Source organism: Nocardia sp. NPDC057668, assembly GCF_042799795.1.
GTDB lineage: Bacteria > Actinomycetota > Actinomycetes > Mycobacteriales > Mycobacteriaceae > Nocardia.
The window spans coordinates 211,673-234,054 of record NZ_JBHVIC010000004.1 but is presented as its reverse complement, the minus strand read 5'-3'; the positions used below and the strand labels follow the sequence as shown (position 1 = coordinate 234,054).

The window sequence follows — 22,382 nt, the reverse complement described above, 5'->3', positions numbered from 1 at the left end:
TCAGGAAAGTCCCAGTTCGCGGGCGACGATCAGCTTCATGACCTCACTGGTGCCGGCGTAGATCCGGGCCACCCGCGCATCGGCGTAGAGCCGCGCGATCGGGTACTCGAGCATGTACCCGTAGCCGCCGAACAGCTGCAGGCAGCGATCGACCACCCGGCCCTGCACCTCGGTGCAGAACAGCTTCACGCGCGCCGCGTCGGCACCCGACAGCCTGCCCTCGACCAGTTCGCTCACCGCCCGGTCCGCCATGGCCTGGGCGGCCTCCACCTCGGCCGACATGGCGGCCAGTTCGAACTTGGTGTTCTGGAACGAGGACACCGGCGTCCCGAAGGCCTTGCGCTGCTTGACGTAATCCACGGTCGCGGCGATGGCCGCCCCGGCCTGGGCTACCGAGCCGACCGCGACGGTGATCCGCTCCTGCGGCAGATTCCGCCCCAGGTAGCCGAACGCCGCCCCGTCCTCCCCGAGTCGATTCGCCTGCGGCACGCGCACATTGTCGAAGTTCAGCTCCATCGTGTCCTGCACCTTGCAGCCCAGCTTCTCCAGCATTCGGCCGCGAGTGAACCCGGCCATGCCGTCCTCCACCACCAGCAGGGTCAGACCCGCCCGGCGGTTCTCCGGATCGGTCGCCGTGCGGGCGACCACGATGATCAGATCAGCGTGCAGGCCGCCGGTGATGAAGGTCTTGGCGCCGTTGAGGATGTAGTCGTCCCCGTCGCGCACCGCGCGGGTGCGCATGCCCGCCAGATCCGAACCGGTCCCGGGCTCCGTCATGGCGATGGCGGTCAGCAGCCTGCCCGCGGCCAGCCCAGGGAACCAGCGTTCCCGCTGTGCGGCGTCGGCGTATTCGAGGAAGTAGGGCAGGATGACATCGAGCTGGGTGCGCACGGTGCCCAGGGTCACCAGCGCCCGTGCCGCCTCCTCCTGCAACACCATGTTGAACCGGTAGTCCCGCAGGCCCGCGCCGCCGTACTCCTGCGGCAGCGCGATGCCCAGCATGCCGAGATCGCCCATGGCGCCGAAGATCTCCCGCGGCATGAGTCCGGCCCGTTCCCAGTCGGCGTAGTCGGGCACGATCTTCTGCTTCACGAAATCCCGGACCAGCAAGCGGAATTCGTCGTGTTCGGAGGTGAACAGGTCGCGGCGCACGATGGGCCCTCTCGATCAGGGGATGAGTTCGACGACGGTGGCGTTGGCGGTGCCGCCGCCCTCGCACATGGTCTGCAGGCCGAATCGAATCCCGTTGTCCCGCATGTGATGGATCATGCGGGTCATCAGCACCGCGCCGGACCCGCCGAGCGGATGGCCCAGTGCGATCGCGCCGCCGAGCGGGTTGACCAGGGCGAGGTCCGCTCCGGTCTCGGCCAGCCAGGCCAGCGGGACCGGGGCGAACGCCTCGTTCACCTCGAAGACCCCGATATCTGCCAGGGACACCCCGGCTTTGGCCAGTACTTTGGCGGTGGCCGGGATGGGGCCGGTGAGCATGAGCACCGGGTCCGCGCCGGCCACCGCGCCCGCCCGGTAGCGCGCGAGGGGGGTCAGCCCGAGTTCGCGTGCCTTGTCCGGGGTGGTGAGCAGCAGCGCCGCGGCGCCGTCGGAGATCTGCGACGAATTGCCCGCGTGCAGCACGCCGTCCTCCTGGAAGGACGGCGACAGCCCGGCCAGGCTCTTCACGCTGGTGCCGCGCCGCACACCCTCGTCGGCGCTCACGGTGCCCGAATCGGTTGTCACCGGCATGATCTGGGCGTCGAACGCGCCCGCGTCCTGCGCGCGGGCGGCCAGCTCGTGTGATCGAGCGGCATAGTCGTCGACCCGGGTACGGTCGAGCGCCCACTTGACGGCGATCAGTTCGGCCGACAGGCCCTGGTTGAAGGAGAACCCGTCGTATCGCGCCAATGCCTTTGGACCGTAGGGCATTCCGGTGCCCCGGGCCGCGCCCAGCGGGACCCGGCTCATCACCTCCACCCCACCCGCGACCACGAGATCCTGCTGCCCGGACGCCACGGCCTGGGCGGCGAAGTCCACGGCCTGCTGACTCGAACCGCACGCGCGGTTGACGGTGGTCCCCGGCACCGATTCCGGCCAGCCCGCCGCCAGCACCGCGTAGCGGGCGATGTTGCTGGACTGGTCCCCGACCTGGGAGACGCAGCCCCAGATCACGTCGTCGACGAGCGCCGGGTCGATCCCGGTTCGCGCCGCCAGCTCGTTGAGCACCTGCGCCGACAGATCGGCGGGGTGTACCCCGGACAATCCGCCACCGCGCCGCCCGACGGGGGTGCGAACCGCACCCGCCACAATGACTTCCCGCATCGCTCATGCTCCGTTCTCGGTCGATGTCGCCGCGTGCTCGGGTCCCCGGCGCGGCGCGGTCCAGCGCCCGGTGAACCGGGGTTCGCGGCGCTGGGCGAACGCCGCGTAGGCCTCGGGGGCGTCCGCGGTCGCGAAATTGAGGCCCTGGGCGCGAGCTTCGGCGGCGAGCGCGTCCCGGAACGCCGTCTCCGCGCCCGCGTCCAGCAGGGCTTTGGTCTGGGCGAGCGCCACCGGCGGACCGGCGGCCAGTCGCTCGCCCAGCTCGTCGGTGAAGGCGTCGATGTCCGTCCCGGGCACCACCCAGGTGACCAATCCCAGCTCGAGCGCCTGTCCGGCGTCGATGGTCTCGGCCAGCAGGGCAAGGCGTTTGGCCTGTTGCAGTCCGATCAGGCGGGGCAGCAGCCAGGAGCCGCCCAGATCCAGGGTCAGCCCGCGCTTGGTGAAGATCTGGCAGAAGGTCGATTCCGGGGTCGCGACAACCAGATCGCAGCCCAGCGCCAGGTTCCAGCCCGCGCCCATCGCCACCCCGGCCACCTTCGCCACGGTGGGAATCGGCAGCTCGCGCAGCAGCAGGGCCACATCGGTCAGCGCCCGCATCCGGTACACCGGGTGCCGGAGGTCGGGTGCGCCGATGTCGGCGCCCGAGCAGAACGCGTCCCCGGCCCCGGCCACTATCAGCGCGCGCACCGAACGGTCATCGGCGGTGCGCCGCAGGGCTTCGGCCAGCGCGGACCACAGCGCCGGGTCGATGGCGTTCTTGCGGTGCGGGCGATTGAGGGTGAGGGTGCGGACGCCGTCCCGGTCGGTGCTCAACAGCACCGGCGGCTCGCTCATCACATCACCATGCCGCCGTCCACCGGCAGCACCTGGCCAGTGATGAACGACGCCGCGTCCGAGGCCAGGAAGACGAAAGCGCCGGCGACCTCCTCGGGTTCGGCCCAGCGCCGCAGCGGAATTCGATTCAGCATCTGTTCGGCGAAGCGCTCATCGGTGCGGATGGTGGCGGTCATGGGCGTGGCGGCCAGCGGCGCCAGTGCGTTGACCAGAATGTGCTTGCGCGCCAGCTCTTTCGCCAGGGATTTGGTGATGCCGATGATCGCGGCCTTGGCGGCCGAGTAGTTCACCTGACCCAGGGTGCCGACCAGGGCGGCCGCGGAGGTGACGTTGATGATGCGGCCGGTGCCGTCGGTCGGTAGCGCGGCCAGTGCGGCCTGCGCGCAATTGATCGCGCCGAGCGCGTGAATGTCGAACAGTCGCCGCACCGACTCGGCGGTGGTGTCGGCGAACATCGCGGGGTCGGTCACCCCGGCGTTGTTGACCAGGATGTGCAGGGTGCCGCCGGTGGGTTCGGCGGCCGTGGCGACCGCGGCGTCGGCGGCGGACCGGTCCGCCACGTCGAGCGCGAAACTCGCAGCCGCGCCGCCGTTTCCGCGGATCTTCTCCGCGACGGCCGCAGCCGCGTCACCGTCCACGTCGGTGACCAGGACGGTGGCGCCGGCGGCGGCCAGGGCCTGTGCCACGGCCGCTCCGATGCCGCCCGCGGCGCCGGTCACCAGCGCCGAGCGCCCGGTGAGGTCGAATGGTGCGCGCTGGGTCATCAGTAACTCCTCGGCAGTCCCAGGGTGTGTGAACCCAGGTAGTTCAAGATCATTTCTTGGCTGATGGGCGCGATCCGCATGACGCGGGCCTCCCGGAAATAGCGCGACACGTGGTACTCCTCGGAGTAGCCCATGCCGCCGTGTGTCTGCAGCGCCCGGTCGGTGGCGGTGAAGCCGGCCTCCGCGCACAGGTATTTGGCGGTATTCGCCTCGCGCCCACAGGGTTTTCCGTGGTCGTAGAGCCAGGTCGCCTTGCGCAGCATGAGCTCGGCGGCGTCCAAGTGGGCGAGAGAGTCCGCGAGCGGGAACTGCACGCCCTGGTTCATGCCGATGGGCCGGTCGAAGACCACGCGCTCGTTGGCGTAGCGCACCGCGCGGTCCAGGGCCACCCGGCCCAGGCCCAGCGCCTCGGCGGCGATGAGCATGCGCTCGGGATTCAGTCCGTCCAGCAGATACTGAAAACCCTTGCCCTCCTCGCCGACTCGATCCCGCACCGGGACGCGCAGATCGTCGATGAACAGCTCGTTGGAGCTGACCGCGTTGCGGCCCATCTTCTTGATCGGGCGGATATCGATGTGCGCGCGGTCCAGATCGGTCAGGAACAGCGTCATGCCATCGGTCTTCTTGACCACCTCGTCGTACGGGGTGGTGCGGGTGAGCAGCAGGATCTTGTCGGACTCCAGGGCTTTGGAGATCCACACCTTGCGCCCGTTGATCACGTAGTCGTCGCCCACGCGTTTGGCGAAGGTGGTGATGCGCGTGGTGTCCAGGCCCGCTGTCGGCTCGGTGACGCCGAAACACACGTGCAGCTCACCGGTGGCCACGTGCGGCAGGGTCCGGGCCTTCAGCTCGTCGGACCCGTGCATCACCACCGGATTCATGCCGAAGATCGACATGTGGATCGAACTGGCGGCGTTCATGCCGCCGCCCGAGCGCGCCACCTCCTCGGCCAGCAGCGTGGCCTCGGTGATGCCCATGCCGTGCCCGCCGTACTGCTCGGGAATGGTGATGCCCAGCCATCCGCCCGAAGCGATCGCGGAGTAGAACTCCGACGGGAATTCGTGCGCCTGGTCCTTCTCCATCCAGTACTGATCGTCGAAGCGCCGGGACAGTTCGGCGACAGCCTTGCGGATCAGGTGCTGATCTTCGGAGAGTTCGAAATTCATGCCCTCGGACATGGGTGGGGCCTGCCTTTCTCCTCGCACGGGGCCATCGGCCCCGTGGGCGCGCCGATGCGGGCGGAGTCTGCCGGTCCGCCCGCATCGGCGGCTCATCTCGACGGCCGAACGCGTCCGAACCGCACCGGCCTGTACCCCGGGGCGGCGGCGCGCCGACGACGGCCGTCATCGATCCCGGCACGTGGAGGCACCGGGATGTGTTCCGCGCCCGCCGGGCGAACTGCCCGGCGTGATCGGCGCGATGTCCGTGGGCCCGCGCTCAATCCGAGGCGGGCAGTGCTTTGGCGGCCTTGAGGGTCAGGGCCACGCCGTCGAGCGCGAGTTCGCCGCTGCCCGAGCGCGTACACAGCAGCTCGACCTGTTCGGCGGCGTCGACGTAGCGCTTGCCGATCAGCGTGACCGCCTGGCCCGCATCGTCTTTCGGCTCGGCCGTGGCCGCAGCGACCATGGGCGAACCGCCACAGGTCAGGTTCACCGGTTCGGCGCCCGGCGTGCGCACCACGACCACTCGGGTCGCGCACACCGCGCTGGCCAGTTGCTCACCGGGTCGCAGAGACAATGTCGTCATCGTGAATCTCCTTCTCCGCCAGTCGATCCCCCAGCAGGGCGAGATCGTGCGATTGTCGTGCCAGCCAGAAGCGCAGGAATTCGGTCAGCGAGTAGCGCAGGAAGATCGCCGAACCGACCACGCTGGTGGCCACCCCGCCCAGCGCCAGGGTGATGGCGTCGCGCTGGGTCAGCGGGTTCTTGGTGCCGTGCGAGAGGAAGTACGCGGACAGCGCGAGCACCAGACCCGCCGCCATCAGCGCGATTCCGGTGCGCAGCCACAGCCGGGCCCGCCCGGCGGCCGGATCGGGGATCTTCAGGTCGGTGAGTTCGCGGACGAAGCGGTCCGCGCGGGACTCGGTCATGTCGTACTTCCTAGATAGTGGGCTGCGAGGTCGTTGCGGAATTCGGCGTCGGGCCGCCCGTGCGCGGCGACCCGCCCGCGCACCAGCACGGCCGCGTGATCGGCGATGTCGAGGACGGCGGCCGCGAACTGTTCCACGACCAGCACCGCCACGCCCTGCCGGGCGATCTCGGCGACCTGCTCGTACAGCCCGCCGACCACCAGGGGCGCCAGGCCCATGGACAATTCGTCCAGCAGCAGCACGGCCGGATCGGTGGCGAGCCCGCGGGCCAGCGCCAGCATCTGCTGTTCGCCGCCGGACATGGTGCCCGCGATCTGGTTGGCGCGCCGGGCCAGAATCGGGAACCGGGCGAACGCGGTCTCCTGGATCTCCGCACGCGAACGACCGGTGAAGGTCATCATCAGCAGGTTGTCCAGCACGCTGAGATTGGGAAAGACGCCGCGGCCCTCGGGAATCAGGCAGACGCCCGCGCGGGCCAGGTCCCGCGGATCCGCCCCGGTGACCACGCGATCACCCAGGACTACGTCGCCGCCGGTGACCGGATGGATGCCCGCCGCGACCCGCAGCGCGGTGGTCTTGCCCGCTCCGTTGGGTCCGAGCAGGGCAACCACCTTGCCCGCCGCGACGCTCAGATCGACGCCGTGCAGGACGGTGATCGCCCCGTAGGCCGCGCGCACACCGCGCAGTTCCAGCAGCGGGGTTTCCGCCGATATCGCTGTGGGAGGACTGCTCTCGATGGCGTCGGCCGACGCACCGGTGGCCGACTCCTCGCTCACCGCCACCGCGCCCGGAGATCCGGCGGTGGTCGTCGCTCGCGAACTCATATCTCCCCCAGATAGGCGGCGATGACAGCCTTGTTCGCCTGCACCGCGGCGGGCGGGCCGGCGGCGATGACCGTGCCCAGGTCCAGGACGAACAGCTCGTCGCAGACCTCCATGACCAGTCCCATGTCGTGTTCGACCAGCAGGACCGCGGTGCCCTCGGCGGCCAGTGACCGCAGCAGCGCACCGAAGCGCTCGGTTTCGCTCGGATCCTGACCGGCGGCGGGCTCATCGAGCAGGACCAGGCTCGGGCGAGCTGCCATGGCGCGGCCCACCTCGACCAGACGGCCGGTGCCCGTGGGCAATTCGTCGGCCGAGGTATCGGCCAGGGCGGTCAGGCCCAGGCGTTCGAGCAGGTCGTCCACCGCGCGGGCCGCGCGCCGGCGCTCGGGTCCGAGTTCGGCGGCGACCAGCAGGTTGTCCCGAACGGTCAAGCGGCCGAACAGTTCCAGGCGCTGGAAGGTGCGGGCCAGGCCGTGCCGCGCCCGGCGGGCCGGACCGTGGCCGGTGACATCGCGGCCGCCGATCACCACGCGACCGGAGCCGGGAGCGCGCAGTCCGCAGATGACGTCGAACAGGGTCGATTTTCCGGCCCCGTTCGGTCCGATCAACCCGGTCACCGCACCGCTGCGGGCGTGCAGACCCGCGCCGTCGAGGGCACGGTGCCCGCCGAACGCGACGGTCACGTTCTCGACGTACAGGTGTGCGTCCTGGCTCACGATCGGCTGCGGCGCGGTGATCGTCGTGGCGTCCGCGGTTCCGGTCTCAGCGTGCGGTGGCGACGGCATGATCGAGTACCTCCCTGTCCTCGGGCGTCCAGGGCTTGCGCACGCCCCACCATTCCACCGGCACCGCAACGGTTTCCGGCTCCGGCGGGCGGGCGCGGCGGGCGTGCCAGAGTCGTGCGCCGATGACGGCGAGCACCACTCCGCCGGTGAAGGACCAGCCGTCGATCACATCGGTTACGTTGGCGATCCAGCACAGCGCGACAGCCAGCGCGAGCACCGGCGCGACGAGCCGATCACGCAGCGTGCCCAGCCATTCGGACCGCATGCTCGCCAGTGCCCCGGTCCGCAGGACGCCGCCGCCGAAGGCGATGCCGCCCGCGGCGGGCAGTACCTGGGCCAGGTTCGACAGGGCGGGCCAGAGCGCGGGGATCGCGGCCAGCGGACCGGCCAGCACCGCGCCGGTGAACAGACCGGCCCCGACCATGCCGAGCCCGCCCATCACCACGATCAAGAAGATCGGCATGCCGGGCACCAGGCCGAACTGGTCGGACGTCACCGCCTGCTGCTGCATGCCGTAGAGCGCGCCGCCCAGCCCGGCCAGGGCCGCCGACAGCGCGAACACCAGAATGCGGGCGGTCAGCGGATTGCCGCCCAGGGTCGCGTAGGCGGCCTCGCTGTCACGCAGCGCGATGAGACGGCGGCCGAATCGACTGCGGCGCAGAGCGACCACCGCCAAGCCGGCCAGGGCCAGGCAGACGGCCGCGAAGACGGTGATCTCGGCGGTGGTGTCGAGGGTGAACCCGAACAGGCTCGGGCCGACGAGCGAGACCGAGCCCTGTTCGAACAGCGCGACGCGGACGCCGAACAGCTCGAAGGGCGGCAGGTTGAACAACCAGCGGTCCAGGACGACCGCGAAGGCGGCGGTCGCCAGGGCCAGGTACACCCCCGAGAGCCGCAGCGCGGGGATCGCGATCACCGCGCCCGCCACACCGGCGGCGAGCATGGCCGCGGGCACCGCCCACCACTGCCCCGCCGCGCCCACCTGCGCGCAGGTCGCCGCGCCGATGCCGGCGAAACTCAGCTGGCACAGCGAGATCTGGCCCGCGAACCCGGTCAGCGGCACGAACGAGAGCGCGATGACGCCGAAGGCGAAGATCGAACCGTAGGTGATGAGATCGGCTTCGGCGAGCACCGTCGCCAGCACCACACCCAGTGCGGCCACGACCCCGGCGAACGCGGCCGAGCCGGACCAGGTGGGCAGCGGCACCGCGGCGAGGGTCCGGTCGCGACCGCGCAGGCGGCCGTGCGGGAACAGCAGCAGCGCCAGCAACAGCAGCAATGCCGGTGCGGCCAAACGCAATCCGGGCAGGTAGTCGTTCTGCGGCAGATAGCCGGCGAGGTAGCTTTCCAGGCAGCCGACGACGATCGCGCCCACGAACGTCATGGGCAGATTGCGGAGGCGCCCGAATATCGCGGCGGTGTAGGCGCTCACGATCAGCAGGGACAGTTGCGCGGCGTCCAGCGCCACCATCGGCGCGATGAGGATGCCGCCCACCGCGGCGAGCTCGATCCCGAGGATCCAGGCGAACCGGTTGGCCCGCCGGGGATCGGCCCCGGTCAGGCCCACCAGCGCGCGATCGTCCACGGTGGCTCGCATCTCCACGCCGATCCGGCTGCGATACAGCAGGATTCGCAGCCCCACCGCCACGGCGACGGCGACCGCCATCGTCAGTATCTGATGCCAGGTGACGGTCACCGCACCCACCCGAATCGGGGTGACATCGGCGAAGAAGGTCGGCAGCGACCGCGCGACGTTCGGATCCCAGACCCAGCGCGCCAGCACGATCAACCCGCTGAGCAGCGCGATGGTCATGACGAGTTTCTCGGCGTCGCCCAGCCCCTGGGTGGGGGCCAGGGCCTTGCCGAACAACACCCCGAACAGGGGCGCGAACACCCCGAGCACCACGATCAGCGCCAGCGGCACCGGCCAGCCCCAGCCGATCGTGAACTGCCAGTACACGAATGCCGACACCATGCCGGCCGCACCGTGGGCGAAGTTGAACACACCGGTGGTGGTGTAGGTCAGCACCAGACCGCTGCCTATGACGGCGTAGATCGCCGCGGTGCTCAGGCCGACGACGCCGAAGGCGATGAACTGCTCCATCAGTGTCCCGTCACGTCAGATCGTCTCCGTCACTTCAGATCGCTGAGGGACTTGCCGACATCGGCCAGCGTCACGGCCTTGGTGTACTCGCCCTGGAAACGGAAGGTCGGGATATTGCATCGGAAGACCCCGGTATCCGGCTTGAAGTCGATGCTCTTCCAGCCCTCGGGGGTCGCGCGCTGAACGTTGAAGCAGCGCACCTGCTCGCTGGCGGGGGTGGACAGGTTCACCGGCGCGGTCAAACCGCCTCCGGTCCACGCGGTTTCCTTGCGGGCGGCGTTGTAGACGCAGGCGCGGGTGAGTTGATCACCGCAGCCGGTCGCCGATTTCGCGAACAGCAGCCAGCTCTGGAACCCGCGCAGTGCCGGGTAGGTGATGGCCGCGTCCGGGGCGTATTTGGCGAACAACTCGCGCAGCTGCTTGACCGCGGGCACCTTGTCCGCGGAATCCAGCGGCGCGATCTCGCTCAGATCGGCGATGTTGTTCTGCGCCGACAGCGAGTTCTTCGCGGCCTCGATGAACGAGGGGTTGTAGGCGTTGCTGTTGGCGTCGATCCAGTCGGGCTTGTAGTCCATGCCGGTGAGCACGTCCTCGAGCTTGGCGAGCTGGCGGAAGTCGCCCAGGAAGATCAGCCCGCGTACGCCTTTCGCCTTGATGGCCTGCGCGTACGGCGTCCAGTCCGAGACGCCCGCGGCGGGGTACAGGTCGTTGTAGACGATCGTCGCGCCGGCCGCGGTGAGCGAGGCCGCCATCTTCTCGGCGGTCGGCTTGACCGCGGGGGAATCGCCGACGATGAAGCCGACGGCACCGGCCGAGGCCGGGTACGCCTCCTTGATCAGCCAGTGTTCGGAACCGGTGTACTGATTGACCGGCCCGGCGGCCGAGGATCCCGCGGCGAGCTGCAGATCGGAGCCGGCGTTGGCGGCCTGCACGACCTGGCCGGGGAATTCGGGCAGCAGGCAGGACAGCCGGTCCTTCACGCCCAGCCCGTCCAGGGCCGCGCCGCCGCCGACGAGGAAGAAGTCCTCGCGACAGGACTCGATCATGCGCTGGCGATACTCCATGAGCTTGGCGTCGCGCATGTTCGCGACCAGCTTGCGGCCGTTGATGCCGCCCGCGGCGTTGCACCACTGGGTGAAAACCTTGGCGGTCTCGGAGAATTCGGGGTTCTTGGTGAACCCCATGTCGGTGAAGACGCCGATCTCGATCTCGCTGTCCGAGACCCCCTGCGCGGTGGAGCCTTTCGCGCTACCGGGCCCGCACACGCCGGTCAGGTCGCCGAAGTCGCCGGACGTGGCGCTCGCGACGGTGGGTTCCTCGGCGACGGGATCGTCGCCGCGCCCGCAGCCGGAAGCCAGCAGTGCCAGCGTCGTCAGGGCGATGAGCAATCGGCGTGTTCGGCGCGGTTTCACCGTGTGTCCTCCTCTGCGAGCCCCGGCATCGGACCTCGTTCGAGAAAATTACATTCTCCAATAGTGAGAATCAATATCCTGTCCCGCATCGGCCACGGTGCCGCGCCGCCCGGGTGGCGGCGGCCAGGCTGGATCCGGAGCACCGGACTCACCTGGCGTTGACAGCATGACACACCCGTGGAAATCTAGTAGTCACTTTATGAGAATCAGATTCTCCTCAGGAGGTGCGGATGCGGCTGCCACCCTTACCGGCAGACGAATGGGACGACCGGACCCGCAGTGCGCTACGCGCGCTGCTCCCCCGCGATCGACGTCACCCCGACGGCGCGGGCCCGGCCATGTCGACACTGGTGCGCCATCCCGACCTCACCGAGGCCTTCCTCGGTTTCGGGGTCTACGTCCTGTTCCGGTCCAGCCTGCCCGCGCGGGTCCGTGAACTCGTGGTGCTGCGCGTGGCCCATCGCAGCTCGTGCGCCTACGAATGGGACAGCCACGTCTCGATCGCGGCCGAGGCCGGCATCACCCCCGAGGACATCGCCGCCATCCAGAGCGGCGTCAGCACCGACCCCTACGACCAGGCGGTCCTGACCGCGGTGGACGAACTCGCCGAGCACAACGCCCTCGGCGACCGCACCTGGGGCGAGCTGTGCTCGTACCTGGACGAGCGCCAGCTCATGGACTTCGTCTTCACCGTCGGCGGCTACAGCGTGCTGGCCATGGCGTTCAACAGCTTCGGTGTACAGCCCGAACACCACGAAAGGTAATGCGTTGGCACACTTCACCAAACCGGCAGCGGGAAGCTGGACCCAGAACTATCCCGAACTGGGGACCGAGCCGGTCGACTACACGGACTCCATCGACCCGGAGTTCTACGAGGCCGAGCGGCAGGCCATCTTCCGCAAGAGCTGGCTCAACGTGGGCCGGATCAACCGGCTGCCGCGCGGGGGCAGCTACTTCACCAAGGAACTGGCCTGCGTCGGCACCTCGCTCATCATCGTCAAGGGCACCGACGGCGAAGTCCGCGCCTTCCACAACATCTGCCGCCACCGTGGCAACAAGCTCGTGTGGGACGACTTCCCGAACGAGGAGACCGCCGGCACCTGCCGCCAGTTCACCTGCAAGTACCACGCCTGGCGGTACGACCTCACCGGCAAGCTCACCTTCGTCCAGCAGGAGAAGGAGTTCTTCGACCTGGACAAGGCCGATTACGGGCTCAAGAGCGTGCGCTGCGAGGTGTGGGAGGGGTTCATCTTCGTCAACCTCGATCCCGACGCCAAGCCGCTGGACGAGTACCTCGGCCCGCTGGCCAAGGGCCTCGAAGGCTACCCGTTCGCCGAGATGACCGAGGTCTACAGCTACCGGTCCGAAATCGGCGCGAACTGGAAGCTCTTCATCGACGCCTTCGCCGAGTTCTATCACGCGCCGATCCTGCATCAGAAGCAGGCGGTCAAGGACGAGGCCGACAAGCTCACCCAAACGGGTTACGAGGCACTGCACTACGAGATCGCCGCACCGCACTCGATGATCTCGTCCTGGGGCGGTATGGCTCCGCCCAAGGACCTGGACATGGTCAAGCCCATCGAACGCGTCCTGCGCAGCGGGCTGTTCGGGCCGTGGGACGTGCCCGACATCGAGGGCCTGGACCCGTTGCCGACCGGGCTCAACCCGGCACGCCACAAGGCCTGGGGCATCGACGAATTCGAGTTCTTCCCGAACATGTCGCTGCTGTGCTGGGCCCCCGGCTGGTATCTCACCTACCACTACTGGCCGACCGCGGTGAACAAGCACATCTTCGAAGCCAGCCTGTACTTCGTTCCCGCGCGCACCGCGCGGGAACGCCTGGCCCAGGAGCTGGCGGCGGTGACGTTCAAGGAGTACGCGCTCCAGGACGCGAACACCCTCGAGGCCACCCAGACCATGATCGCCACCCGCGAGGTCACCGATTTCCCGCTCAACGACCAGGAAATCCTGCTTCGCCACCTGCACAAGACCGCCCAGCGCATCGTCGAGGAGTACCGCAATGACAGCGCCAACTGAGCCCACGACCCAGCTCCCGGACGAATTCGCCGATCTGGAGCCGTTTTCCGGCTGGATCCTGGCCACCGAGCCCGAGCGCTACGCCAAGCGCTTGGCCTCGACCATGGACGAGATGCAGGCGTTCTACGACGCCGCCTTCCCGCGGCTCGAACCGGCGATGGACTACATCGACAAGTTCGAGTTGAACGATCTGCCCGATCCGGTGCGCGCGCTGTTCCACCTGCTGCAATCGCTGGTGATGGTGTCGTTCCCCGTCGAGGTGTGGAAGCAGCCCCGGGTGCCGGATTCCGGCGCTGCGTGGGTGGACATCGTCTCCGAACCGGTGGTCTAGGGCGATGACGGCGCTGACGCTGAAGGCCGCGGGCCTGCTCGACATCGACACCGGCGAGATCATCCGGCCCGGACTGCTGCACATCGACGGCGAGCGGATCACCGGGGTCGGTGGTCCGGCGACCGGTGACGTGCTCGACCTCGGGGACGTCATCCTGCTGCCCGGGTTCATGGACATGGAGGTCAACCTCCTCATGGGCGGGCGCGGAGAAACCGGGCTGGCCTCCAGCGTCACCGACGATCCGGCGCTGCGCATGCTGCGCGCGGTGGGCAACGCCCGGCGCACCCTGCGCGCGGGTTTCACCACCGTGCGCAATCTGGGGCTGTTCGTCAAAACCGGTGGCTACCTGCTGGATGTGGCGCTGCGCAAGGCGATCGACGCGGGGTGGATCGAGGGACCCCGCATCGTCGCCGCCGGGCACGCCATCACCCCGACCGGCGGGCATCTGGATCCGACCATGTTCTCCGCCTTCGCCCCCGACGTGCTCTCGCTGTCGGTGGAGGAGGGGATCGCCAACGGCGTGGACGAGGTGCGCAAGGCCGTGCGCTACCAGATCAAGCACGGTGCGGACCTGATCAAGGTGTGCGTCTCGGGCGGGGTGATGTCACTGACCGGAGCGCCCGGGGCGCAGCACTATTCGGACGAGGAGCTGCGCGCCATCGTCGACGAGGCGCACCGGCGCGGGCTCAAGGTGGCCGCGCACACCCATGGCGCGGACGCGGTGCGGCACGCGGTGGACGCCGGAATCGATTGCATCGAACACGGATTCCTGCTCGACGACGACGCCATCGACCGGATGGTGGAACACGGCACCTGGCTGGTGCCCACCACGCGGCTGGCCGACGCCATGGATGTGTCCAAGGCCGCGCCCGCGTTGCAGGCCAAGGCCGCCGAGATGTTCCCGCGCGCACGCACTTCGGTGCTGGCCGCGTACAAGGCGGGGGTGAAGATCGCGGTCGGCACCGACGCGCCCGCTATCCCGCACGGCCGCAACGCCGATGAGCTGGTGGCCCTGGTCGAGCGCGGCATCCCCGCGCTGGATGTGCTGCGGGCGGCGACGATACGCGGCGCCGAACTGATCGGGGTCACCGATCGCGGCCGGCTCGCGCCCGGGCAGCTGGCCGATGTCATCGCGGTGCCCGATGACCCGATCGCCGACATCACCGTCACCCGGGATGTGCGCTTCGTGATGAAAGGCGGCAAGGTTCATGTCCAGAACCGATGATCTGCTCGAACTCCAGCAACTGCTGGCCCGGTACGCGGTTTCCATGACCAAGGGCGACATCGACGGCGTGCTGGCGGTATTCACCCCCGACGGCAACTACAGCGCCTTCGGTGACACCTACCCCCTGGACCAGTTCCCGGAGCTGGTTGAAGCGGCACCCAAGGGGCTTTTCCTGACCGGCACACCGGTTCTCGACATCGACGGGGACACCGCGACCGGTACCCAGCCGCTGTGTTTCGTCGAGCACAGCACCCACGACATGCGAATCGGGTACTACACCGACACCTACGAGCGTGGTGCGGACGGCTGGCGACTGCGAACCCGCCGGATGACGTTCATCCGACGCAGCGGTGAGCACGACTCCGGCATCCCGCACGCCTTCGAGCGTTCGAAAGCATGACCGCGACAACCGAACCGGGATCCGCGCCCACCGTCACCGAGTTCCGGGACGGTGTGCGCGCCTGGCTCGACGCCAACGATCTGACTCCCCCGGTGGACCATTCGCTGGACGCCCAGGTCGCGCAGCTGGCGCGGGTGCGCCGGGCGCTGTACGAGGCGGGCTGGATGCGATACGGCTGGCCAGTGGCGGTCGGCGGGCTCGGCGGGCCCGCCGTGCTGCGCGCGGTCCTGGGTGAGGAGGTGGCGACCCGCGATCTCGCCGAACCCGGGATCTATTCGATGATCGAGGTGCTGGCCCCGACCGTCATCTCCTACGCGAGTGCCGAACTGGCCGCCGACCTGGTGCCCCGGCTGCTGTCCGGGGAAGAACAGTGGTGCCAGGGGTTTTCCGAGCCCGGCTCCGGCAGTGACCTCGCCTCGCTCAGAACCCGCGCCGTCCCGGACGGGGACAGCTGGGTCATCGACGGCCAGAAGGTGTGGACCAGCCTGGCCCAATACGCCACGCGCTGTGTCCTGCTCACCCGCACCGCGCCCGGCCACGACGGCATCACCGCGTTCCTGGTCGACATGGACACCCCCGGCATCACCGTGCGCCCATTGCGCACCATGCACGGGGTGGACGAGTTCGCCGAGGTCTACTTCGACAACGTCGTGGTCCCCGCGGACCGCATGCTCGGCGCGCCCGGCGATGGCTGGCGCGTGGCCATGGACCTGCTCCCCCACGAGCGCTCCACGTGCTTCTGGCATCGCATCGCCTACCTGTTCACGCGCCTGGACCGGCTGCTCGAACAGACCGCGATCCCCGACGACGCCGAACTCGGCGCGGCCTACCTGGCCCTGCACGCCGCCCGCTGCCGCTCCCGAATCACCCAGGACCGCTTGGCTTCCGGCGCACACCTGGGTCCGGAGACCTCCGTGGACAAGGTATTGCTCGCCACCGCCGAACAACGCCTGTTCGACACGGCTCGCGAACTGCTCCCGGGCGCGATCGAATTCGACGACCCGGTGTGGCGGACCGAATACCTCTACTCGCGGGCGGCCACCATCTACGGCGGGACCGCCGAGATCCAGCGCAACATCATCGCCCGCCGCCTCCTCGACCTCGGCAAGGAGTAGCGATGCTCGCTCCCGACGAAACCCGGTTGCTCACCGAGACTTTCCGCAAGGTCCTGACATCCACACCCGCGGCCGCGGTGGATGCGGCGCTGACCGGGGCGGGCTGGCCCGACCTGCTGATCGAGCACCCCGACGCCGCCACCGCGCTGGTGTTCCGCCTCCTGGGCGAAACCGGCACGCACGCACCGCTTCTCAACGACGTGCTGCTGCACGCCGCGGGTCAACCCCTCGGCGGCACGATGCCCCTCCCGGGCGCCGGCGGCCGCTGGCTCCTGTGGGACCGCACCGGCCACCGCCCCGATGCCCTGGACCCCGACCTACCCCTGCACCCGATCCCCACCGGCGCGGAACTCCCCCTGGCCCCGGGCCGTCGTGCCCTGTCCTGGTGGCTCCTGGGCACCGGCCACGCGATGCTCACCCTGGCCCGAACACACGCGCTGACCCGCACCCAGTTCGGCCGTCCCCTGTCCTCGTTCCAGGCGGTCCGACACCGCCTGGCCGAGTCCCTCGTGGCCCTGGAGGCCGCCGAGGCCACCCTGTCCGTCGCCACCGACGAATTGGGCGCTCTCCTGGCGAAAGCCGCCACCGGTCAGGCCGCCCTCACCACCGCCCGCCACTGCCAGCAGGTCCTGGCCGGTATCGGCTTCACCGCCGAACACGACCTGCACCGGCACGTGCGCCGGACCCTGGTGCTGGACGGGCTGCTCGGCAGCAGCCGGGAACTCACCCGCGAGGCGGGAGCGCTGATCCGGACGCTGGGCCACGCCCCGCGCCTGGCGCAACTGACCTGATCGACTACCCGCCCTGCATGCGCAGTTCCGCGTCCAGCGTGGCCGCGTAGTCGAGCAGCGCCGTGTGATCGGGGTCGGGTCCCAGCTGCTTCAGGACCGTGTCGCGATCGATCAGCACCAAACCCGGTGCGTCGGCGGCCGGTACGACCTGCACGCGGCCCTCGGCCATGACCAGGCAGGCATCGGGATCCGCCGCGGCCAGCAGTTCCCGCAGGTGCGAGACGGTGACAGTGTCCATCGACGCATTCTCGCGCACCGGCCGCGAAAGCTGCCCGATGCTCCGGTTCGGCGTGGCGACACCCGGTCGTGGCCCGGCGATCTGGGTGCCGGCGAGCGAAACCGGCGCGGCGGATTACTCGAGCACGGAAGCGTGGGCGGCGACGATGCGCCAGCCGTGCGCGTCGTCGTGTGCCCAGGTGCGGGTGTAGCGCATCCGCGCCGCGAAGGGTGCGCCGTGTACGGTGCCCTCGACGGTGCCGAGGAACCACGTCACCCCGGTTGTGCCCGCCACGAGAACTGTCAGTTCCTCTTCCACCAGTTTGCTCATGACCTGGGCCTTGGTCCGGTGCAGCTCGAGGTCGTCGGCCTTGGTGAACGTGTCCGCACCCAGGGTGAAGATCAGCCGATCGTCGAGCAACTCGTCCAGCGCCCCGACGTCACCGGCCAGCTGCGCCTCCTGAAGTCGTCGTTCGGCGTCCCGCAAATCCTTCTCCATCCCTTCACTGTGCCAGCTCGATTCCGACGCGTCCCGTCCCGGCGTTTCGCGAACAGCGAAACGACACAGCCGATCCCGACGAATCGGTCAGGGGCGATCGAATGCCCGGAGCCGGGCGGACCGATGTGCTGAACTGGCACGATGACCGTGCCGTACACGCTGGTAATGGACCTCGTCGGGGCCTACGTCGAAAGTGACCGCACCCGCGTCGAATCGATCGGGACCGCGATCAGCGACAGCGGCCACATCGACGACCTGCACGAGGTGATCAACGCCTTCGCCACCACGCTGCTGACCGAGAACAGCGACCTGATCGCCGCGCTGCCCCCGGGCCGGCTGCAAGCCGCGATCCTCGACTGCCTGGCCGTCCTGCCGCCGAACGAGGACCTCGACAGCGAGTTGATCATCGACCACATCCGGTCGGACCGGATCGACGAGGCGTTCACCCGGGCCCTGGGCACCGGCGACGGCGTCGCCGCCATCCACCTCACCGCCGCCTGGGTGGCCGCCGTCGGCGCGCTGTCGATCACCGAACCCCGGTAACGTCCCGGCGCCCTGCCGGATTCGCAGGCCGGGCGGTGCACGGTCCGGATCGACCCGGGCGTCGATATCGACTAGCTCACCGACCCGGAAAGTCGCGAGGTCCGTCGGCTCATGTCCGTACCACGACAGCACGGTGTCGTCCCCGAGCCCTCTGAAACGGCGATATGGCACGATCTCTCAGGCACGCCGGGGGGATCGTCGGCCGAATTTCGACAGGTGGGGACATTGAGCAGTACCGATGAGCAGAAAACCGGCGGCATAGGCGTATTCGTGGTCGCCATGCTCATGATCCTGGGCGGGCTCGCGCTGTGGTTCATCGTCTACAAGGCCTCGCAGCAGCCGGCCATGTGCGGCGGGACGGTGATGGATTCCGGGGATCTGTGCCGGAGCGGATCCAGCTCGCAGACCAAAGAAGAAGTCGAAGACAACAAGGGCAACGGCGACTTCATCCTGATCGGACTCGGCGGGTTGTTGGTCGTGGGCGGAATCCTGGGCGCGATCCCGGACCGCAAAGGGCGACAGAACACACCGAGCACACCCGCTCGCCCTGCGGACCGCGCCCACATGCCCGCTCCGCTCGGTCATCCCGCACCGGCTCCCCACCGCGCACCCGTGCCCGCACTCCCGCCGCCTCCGCCCGCACCCGAACCGGTCCGCGCGTCCGGCTACACCGCCTTCCGGGCACCGGAGCCCTCCACCGCGCGGACAGCGGCGCCGGCCGCCCCGGTTGTTCCCTCTCTCGCGGACACCAAATTCGATGCGCTGCCCGCGGTTTGGACGCGATGGACCGTGCTGGCGGCGGCCCTCGTCGCGATCGGTTCCGACGTCGGACCCCGCATCGTCTCGGCGAGCACCGCGACGTTCGAAGGCCGCACGGGCAGCGGCGCTACCCTGCGGCGGCTGCCCCGCAACCGGGCGGTGCTGTCCGGCGGCGCCACCGATCACGGTCCCGCGCAGCCGCTGGCCGGTGCGCCGGAATGGATCACGCACTCGGTCCTGAACGATCGCGCACACGACGGCCGCCTGAACTTCGCCTACTGGTGGGACGGCGGACACTGGTATCGCGGCCAATCACCCGATGCCGCACTGCTTTCCAACGCGGTTCCGGCCGTCTGGACCGACGGCACGGTCTGCGAAACCGTCGCCGGGCTGATCACCCACCGGCCGGATGACCAGGTCCGGCAGGCAACGTCGCGGTTGCTGAACGCCGCCACCACCGGCGCGGTCACCAGAGCTCATGTCGAAGCGGTTTTCGGCGGTGGCAACCTCGACGTCCACCGTGCCTACGAACAGTTCGTCCTGGCCGAGCTGGCGAGCTGAGGACCTGTCGTCCACCGCACTCGCCGTCGGACGCCGTCTTCTGGATCGGCACTCATCACGCGAGGACCCTCGTGGGCAGGCGGCGACCGACGGACCAGTTGCTCCAGCGGTCGGTGTGTTTCCTGTCGGCTCGATCGCCGGGGAACCACTAGCCGTTCGCCCCGGCTCGCGGAGGTGGGTGAGGTCGTCGTCGGGTTGCCCGGTCGGGAGCGGGATGACACCCCGCATCGAGTGACGCGCAGGCCGCACACGCATGATCGAATCGGATCGCTGTGATCGGGCGCGACCGGAACGCCGCGCGCCAGAGTTGTGGTGGAAGGAGGCCTCGTGATCTCGGCACTCAACCGGCTCGTCGATCTCGTCGAGGAGCAGCTCACCCAGGAACTCGACATCGGCGGACTGGCGGGTGCGCTCGGCACCACCGAGTACCACCTGCGCCGGATGTTCTCGTCGCTGGCGGCGATGCCGCTGTCGGAGTACGTGCGGCGGCGGCGCATGACCGTCGCGGCCGCCGACGTCGTGCGCGGCGAAGAGGATCTGCTGAGCATCGCTGTCCGGCACGGGTACGGCTCGACCGAGGCGTTCGGGCGGGCGTTCCGGGCGGTCCACGGCGCCACCCCGGGTCAGGTGCGCCGAGACGGAGGCCCCCTTCGCACACAACCGCAGCTCAGGTTCCGCCTGACCGTCGAAGGGAGCACCCCCATGGACACCCGCATCGTCGACCGGCCCGCATTCCGGCTCGTCGGGCACGCCGCCCGAGTACCGCTCATCCACCAGGGCATCAATCCGCATATTCAGCAGCACATCAACGCTATTCCGCCGCAAGAGCATTCGCGGCTCAAGGGCCTCGGCGACACCGACCCGGCCGGCCTGCTGCAGGTCTGCGACGACGTCGACCCGGACGGCACCGAGGGGAGTGAACTGACCTACCTGCACGGCGTCGCTGTCCAGCAGGATACGTCGGCTCCGGGCGACCTCGACGCCATCGATGTTCCGGGCGGCAAGTGGGCGGTCTTCCGCACCACCGGAGCTCATCCGCAGACCCTGCAGCAGACCTGGGCCGCGACCGCCACCGACTGGTTTCCCTCCAATCCGTGGCGGCTGCGGCCGGGCCCGTCCATCGTCGCGATCCTCGACCGCGCACCGGACTTCAGCACCGCTACCTGCGAGCTGTGGCTCCCCGTCGAGCCGGAGTAGTTCGCCTGCACGCACTGCCGCGGCGGGCGGCAGTGCGCCACTCCGCCGGAGCACCGGTCGATCATCCGCATGCACCGGCGTGATCGATCGTGAGCCCCGGCTCGGTGGGTGCGAGCGAGATCCTCGCTCGCACCCGGGAGGGTCAAGCGCAGATCTCGACCGCGTCCGTCTGGTTGTCGACCGAGGCGGGCATGTTGCCCTGCCGGTCATTGGGGACCGACACGAGCAGCTGCCAGCGCTGGCCCGTCCAGTTGTAGAGGTTCACCGTCGAGCCGGTGCGGTTGCGGTAGGAGCTGACACGGTCGCCGTAACCGGCGCTGCCGATGTCGTAGAACGCGCAGGTGCTGCCGCGACCGACGACCATGTCGCCCTGACCGTTGGCCAGGTCGAATCCGCAGAACTGGCCGCCGGCACAGGGATAGGCCGGGCTCGCCGAGGCCGGGGCGGCCCCGGTCAGCACGGCCGCCGTCGCGGTGATCGCGACACCGGTCGCGACGGCCGCCGACCGCAGGGTGTGGATGGTGTGAGCGAACATTGGGAACTCCCCAGAATTCGAAGTGGTGCACGTTGTCCCGTGCTGTCACCGATATCCGGCTGCGGCACAACGACATTCCTTCGGGGGTATTCGCGCAGGTCGGCTTGTGCGGGCGTATCACTCAGTGACACGGGGGCATCACGACGGCCACGGGTCAGTACCTCGGCCGATCGGTGACCGGCAGCCCAGGGGCGAGCTGGGCTCGTGTGCTCGAACGCAGTTCCCGGGACATCGAATCCGCCGCCGCGAGCAGCGCCCGCTGGGTGGAACGCTGGGCCGATGAGGAGCTTCGGCCGATGAGTCCGAGAACACCCACCGGCACCTCGTTCGCGTCGCGGATGACCGCGGCGACGCAGCTCCAACCCGTCAGGACCTGCTCGCGTTCGTACGCCAAACCGGTTGCCCGCGCCGCTTCGAAGAGCGCGCCCAGTTCCCGGGGAGCCGTCACCGAATGCCGGGTCAGGGGCCGGCATCCGCTGTGCGCGAGGCGCTCGCTGAGTTCCGGGTCGAACGCCGTCTGCAAGCGGCCCCCGGCGGTGAGCGCGACGCTGGGTCCGAGCATGGTGGCCGAGGGCCACTTGTGCTGCAGCGCCAACTCGCGGTACTCGTGCCCGAACACCGGCTGCGCGACCACCAGCTCACCGCCGCGAAACGCCCCGCACCAACTGATCTCGCCGTGGGCGCGCAACGACAGATCGCGCAGATACGGCGGGGCCGCCAGGAACAGCGGGTCATCGCGAACCGCGCGGGAACCGTAATAGGACAGTCGGGGCCCGAGACGATATCCGTCCGACGTCGACTCCAGCACCTGCTGTCGCACCAGGTCGTTGGCGATACGCCGCACCGTCGGCTTGGGCAGCTTCGTCGCACGGGTCAACGCCGCCAGTCCCAGCGGCTCGGCCGCCGCGGCCAGCGCGTCGACGATGGCCATCACCCGCCCGACCACCGTGTGGTCATCAGCCATCCGCACCCACCACTCTCCCAGGAGGAGACCGCGACTCGGTCAGTGTGAGACCAGAGCAGAACAGTGTCAACGCGATTCGGCGCG

Annotated in this window: 25 protein-coding genes; 10 read left to right on the top strand and 15 right to left on the bottom strand. The window is 69.3% G+C overall.

Annotation, left to right across the window (positions count from 1 at the left end; all coding sequences use genetic code 11):
- The 11 genes from ACFVBH_RS25170 to ACFVBH_RS25120 form a co-directional block, all read right to left on the bottom strand.
- Positions 1-1,152 (bottom strand): acyl-CoA dehydrogenase family protein, encoded by a 1,152-nt coding sequence (locus tag ACFVBH_RS25170; RefSeq protein WP_379005037.1) that lies wholly within the window; start codon positions 1,150-1,152, stop codon positions 1-3.
- Between the two features lie 15 nt (positions 1,153-1,167).
- The gene (locus ACFVBH_RS25165) at positions 1,168-2,313 is read right to left on the bottom strand and encodes a thiolase family protein (RefSeq protein WP_379005035.1); all 1,146 of its coding nucleotides are present in this window, start codon (positions 2,311-2,313) and stop codon (positions 1,168-1,170) included.
- A 3-nt stretch (positions 2,314-2,316) separates the two neighbouring features.
- Entirely contained in the window at positions 2,317-3,147 is an 831-nt protein-coding gene (locus tag ACFVBH_RS25160; RefSeq protein WP_379005033.1) for an enoyl-CoA hydratase/isomerase family protein, read from the bottom strand.
- Positions 3,147-3,911 (bottom strand): SDR family NAD(P)-dependent oxidoreductase, encoded by a 765-nt coding sequence (locus ACFVBH_RS25155; RefSeq protein WP_379005031.1) that lies wholly within the window; start codon positions 3,909-3,911, stop codon positions 3,147-3,149. Before ACFVBH_RS25155 ends, ACFVBH_RS25160 begins: the two co-directional genes overlap by 1 nt.
- Positions 3,911-5,077, bottom strand: a complete 1,167-nt coding sequence (locus ACFVBH_RS25150) for an acyl-CoA dehydrogenase family protein (RefSeq protein ID WP_354984432.1) — start codon at positions 5,075-5,077, stop codon at positions 3,911-3,913. The genes ACFVBH_RS25155 and ACFVBH_RS25150 overlap by 1 nt, the downstream gene beginning before the upstream one ends.
- A 271-nt stretch (positions 5,078-5,348) precedes the next feature.
- Positions 5,349-5,657 (bottom strand): hypothetical protein, encoded by a 309-nt coding sequence (locus ACFVBH_RS25145; RefSeq protein ID WP_379005029.1) that lies wholly within the window; start codon positions 5,655-5,657, stop codon positions 5,349-5,351.
- Positions 5,629-6,000 (bottom strand): hypothetical protein, encoded by a 372-nt coding sequence (locus ACFVBH_RS25140; RefSeq protein ID WP_379005027.1) that lies wholly within the window; start codon positions 5,998-6,000, stop codon positions 5,629-5,631. Before ACFVBH_RS25140 ends, ACFVBH_RS25145 begins: the two co-directional genes overlap by 29 nt.
- On the bottom strand, positions 5,997-6,824 hold the full coding sequence (locus tag ACFVBH_RS25135) for an ABC transporter ATP-binding protein (protein WP_379005024.1): 828 nt from the start codon (positions 6,822-6,824) through the stop codon (positions 5,997-5,999). The genes ACFVBH_RS25140 and ACFVBH_RS25135 overlap by 4 nt, the downstream gene beginning before the upstream one ends.
- A complete protein-coding gene (locus ACFVBH_RS25130) occupies positions 6,821-7,609 on the bottom strand; it encodes an ABC transporter ATP-binding protein (protein WP_354984387.1) in 789 nt (262 codons plus the stop codon). Before ACFVBH_RS25130 ends, ACFVBH_RS25135 begins: the two co-directional genes overlap by 4 nt.
- On the bottom strand, positions 7,587-9,713 hold the full coding sequence (locus tag ACFVBH_RS25125; protein ID WP_379005021.1) for an ABC transporter permease: 2,127 nt from the start codon (positions 9,711-9,713) through the stop codon (positions 7,587-7,589). The genes ACFVBH_RS25130 and ACFVBH_RS25125 overlap by 23 nt, the downstream gene beginning before the upstream one ends.
- A 29-nt stretch (positions 9,714-9,742) precedes the next feature.
- Entirely contained in the window at positions 9,743-11,125 is a 1,383-nt protein-coding gene (locus ACFVBH_RS25120) for an ABC transporter substrate-binding protein (RefSeq protein ID WP_354984389.1), read from the bottom strand.
- A 230-nt stretch (positions 11,126-11,355) separates the two neighbouring features.
- Between ACFVBH_RS25120 and ACFVBH_RS25115 the strand changes: the two genes are divergently transcribed.
- Genes ACFVBH_RS25115 through ACFVBH_RS25085 form a run of 7 tightly spaced genes read left to right on the top strand, consistent with a single transcriptional unit; the run spans position 11,356 to position 17,024 of the window.
- Positions 11,356-11,889: a carboxymuconolactone decarboxylase family protein gene (locus tag ACFVBH_RS25115; RefSeq protein WP_354984390.1), complete on the top strand. Its 534-nt coding sequence runs from the start codon at positions 11,356-11,358 to the stop codon at positions 11,887-11,889.
- A gap of 4 nt (positions 11,890-11,893) precedes the next feature.
- The gene (locus tag ACFVBH_RS25110) at positions 11,894-13,162 is read left to right on the top strand and encodes an aromatic ring-hydroxylating dioxygenase subunit alpha (RefSeq protein WP_354984391.1); all 1,269 of its coding nucleotides are present in this window, start codon (positions 11,894-11,896) and stop codon (positions 13,160-13,162) included.
- Positions 13,146-13,493, top strand: a complete 348-nt coding sequence (locus tag ACFVBH_RS25105) for a hypothetical protein (protein WP_379005017.1) — start codon at positions 13,146-13,148, stop codon at positions 13,491-13,493. The genes ACFVBH_RS25110 and ACFVBH_RS25105 overlap by 17 nt, the downstream gene beginning before the upstream one ends.
- Before the next feature lie 4 nt (positions 13,494-13,497).
- Positions 13,498-14,718 carry an amidohydrolase family protein gene (locus ACFVBH_RS25100; RefSeq protein ID WP_379005015.1) on the top strand — a complete coding sequence of 407 codons (1,221 nt, stop codon included), beginning with the start codon at positions 13,498-13,500 and terminating at the stop codon, positions 14,716-14,718.
- Positions 14,702-15,118 carry a nuclear transport factor 2 family protein gene (locus tag ACFVBH_RS25095; protein WP_354984394.1) on the top strand — a complete coding sequence of 139 codons (417 nt, stop codon included), beginning with the start codon at positions 14,702-14,704 and terminating at the stop codon, positions 15,116-15,118. The genes ACFVBH_RS25100 and ACFVBH_RS25095 overlap by 17 nt, the downstream gene beginning before the upstream one ends.
- Positions 15,115-16,233, top strand: coding sequence for an acyl-CoA dehydrogenase family protein (locus ACFVBH_RS25090; RefSeq protein ID WP_379005013.1), 1,119 nt, complete (start codon positions 15,115-15,117; stop codon positions 16,231-16,233). Before ACFVBH_RS25095 ends, ACFVBH_RS25090 begins: the two co-directional genes overlap by 4 nt.
- Before the next feature lie 2 nt (positions 16,234-16,235).
- The gene (locus ACFVBH_RS25085) at positions 16,236-17,024 is read left to right on the top strand and encodes an acyl-CoA dehydrogenase family protein (RefSeq protein WP_379005011.1); all 789 of its coding nucleotides are present in this window, start codon (positions 16,236-16,238) and stop codon (positions 17,022-17,024) included.
- A 4-nt stretch (positions 17,025-17,028) separates the two neighbouring features.
- On the opposite strand, the gene ACFVBH_RS25080 is transcribed toward ACFVBH_RS25085, so the two are convergent.
- Positions 17,029-17,262 (bottom strand): hypothetical protein, encoded by a 234-nt coding sequence (locus tag ACFVBH_RS25080; RefSeq protein ID WP_354984397.1) that lies wholly within the window; start codon positions 17,260-17,262, stop codon positions 17,029-17,031.
- A 114-nt stretch (positions 17,263-17,376) separates the two neighbouring features.
- On the bottom strand, positions 17,377-17,739 hold the full coding sequence (locus tag ACFVBH_RS25075) for a nuclear transport factor 2 family protein (RefSeq protein ID WP_379005008.1): 363 nt from the start codon (positions 17,737-17,739) through the stop codon (positions 17,377-17,379).
- 141 nt (positions 17,740-17,880) lie between these two features.
- Here ACFVBH_RS25075 and ACFVBH_RS25070 point away from each other — a divergent pair, with 141 nt between their 5' ends.
- The 3 genes from ACFVBH_RS25070 (at position 17,881) to ACFVBH_RS25060 (ending at position 20,799) form a co-directional block, all read left to right on the top strand.
- Positions 17,881-18,282, top strand: a complete 402-nt coding sequence (locus ACFVBH_RS25070; protein ID WP_379005006.1) for a hypothetical protein — start codon at positions 17,881-17,883, stop codon at positions 18,280-18,282.
- A 225-nt stretch (positions 18,283-18,507) separates the two neighbouring features.
- Positions 18,508-19,602, top strand: a complete 1,095-nt coding sequence (locus tag ACFVBH_RS25065) for a hypothetical protein (protein ID WP_379005004.1) — start codon at positions 18,508-18,510, stop codon at positions 19,600-19,602.
- Between the two features lie 327 nt (positions 19,603-19,929).
- Positions 19,930-20,799, top strand: a complete 870-nt coding sequence (locus tag ACFVBH_RS25060; protein ID WP_379005002.1) for a GyrI-like domain-containing protein — start codon at positions 19,930-19,932, stop codon at positions 20,797-20,799.
- 142 nt (positions 20,800-20,941) lie between these two features.
- Here ACFVBH_RS25060 and ACFVBH_RS25055 read toward each other — a convergent pair whose 3' ends face one another.
- Positions 20,942-21,334 (bottom strand): peptidase inhibitor family I36 protein, encoded by a 393-nt coding sequence (locus ACFVBH_RS25055; protein ID WP_379005000.1) that lies wholly within the window; start codon positions 21,332-21,334, stop codon positions 20,942-20,944.
- Between the two features lie 154 nt (positions 21,335-21,488).
- A complete protein-coding gene (locus ACFVBH_RS25050) occupies positions 21,489-22,298 on the bottom strand; it encodes an IclR family transcriptional regulator (RefSeq protein WP_379004998.1) in 810 nt (269 codons plus the stop codon).
- Positions 22,299-22,382: the final 84 nt, after the last annotated feature.